Consider the following 1,063-nt stretch of genomic DNA (forward strand, 5'->3'; position numbering starts at 1 on the left):
CCGACCTCTCTTCGATCCTGGACCACCACGCCCGGCAGCCCGGCACAGGTGAGCATCGTGCCAGCGAGGACTCCTCGCTGACCCAGGGCACCGCCGCGTGGGCACGGCTCGGCCAGCGGTCCACCGCGGACGGCGACGGCGAGGTGACCCGATGACGACGAGGAGCCCCATCAGCACCGCGCCGCCGTTGCCGGTCGAGTTGGAGGAGCTGCTGCGCAAGCTGCGGCTGCCGCACATCCGTCGCCACGCGCCCGAGGTGGTCGCGACCGCGAAGGCCCAACGCTGGGAGCCCGCCGAGGTCCTCAAGGCCCTGTTCGCTGAGGAGGTCGCCGGCCGGGAACGCTCCGCCTTGGCCACGAGGCGGGCGGCCGCAGGGTTCCCGACCGGCAAGACGTTCGATGCGTGGCAGCCCGAGATCTCCTCGATCCCGGCCCCGACCCAGCAGGCGCTGCGGACCTTGGAGTGGGTCCACCGGCGAGAGAACCTCGTGGTCTGCGGGCCATCCGGGACCGGGAAGACGTTCCTGCTCGAAGCGCTCGGACAACAAGCCGTCGAGCAGGGACTCAAGGTCGCCTGGTTCACCCTGGAAGACCTCGGCGTCCTGCTGCGCCGGCACCGTGCGGACGACACCGTCACCAAGGCCATCGCCCGAATCCTGCGGGCCGACCTGGTCATCGTCGATGACATCGGGCTCCTGGCCGTCGCCGCCGACGCCGCCGAAGGCCTCTACCGCCTCGTCGACGCCGCCTATGAGAAGCGCTCGGTCGCGATCAGCTCGAACCTGCACCCGTCCGGGTTCGACGAGCTCATGCCCAAGACGCTGGCCACCGCCACAGTCGACCGGCTGCTCCACCACGCCCACGTCTGCCAGACCAGCGGCGACAGCGTGCGCCTGACCCAGGCACTCGCCGGCCAGGGGGTGAGCCCGTTGAGCTGAGCACCCCGGTCGGTGGTGGCCACCGCCCCCTTGGGCAGATCCCGTGGCCACCACCGGGCAGTTCTCGTGGCCGTCAGCGGGCAGGTTTCATGTCCGCCCCTGGGCAGTTCCTACTGTCCCTTGACA

General features: G+C 70.8%; 1 protein-coding gene. It reads left to right on the forward strand.

Annotated features, from left to right (window positions below; translation table 11 throughout):
* Positions 1 to 151 precede the first annotated feature (151 nt).
* Positions 152 to 937: an IS21-like element helper ATPase IstB gene (gene istB, locus ACYQ1K_RS27900; protein WP_021473521.1), complete on the forward strand. Its 786-nt coding sequence runs from the start codon at positions 152 to 154 to the stop codon at positions 935 to 937.
* Positions 938 to 1,063 lie beyond the last annotated feature (126 nt).

The organism is Nocardioides sp. AN3, from assembly GCF_054653495.1.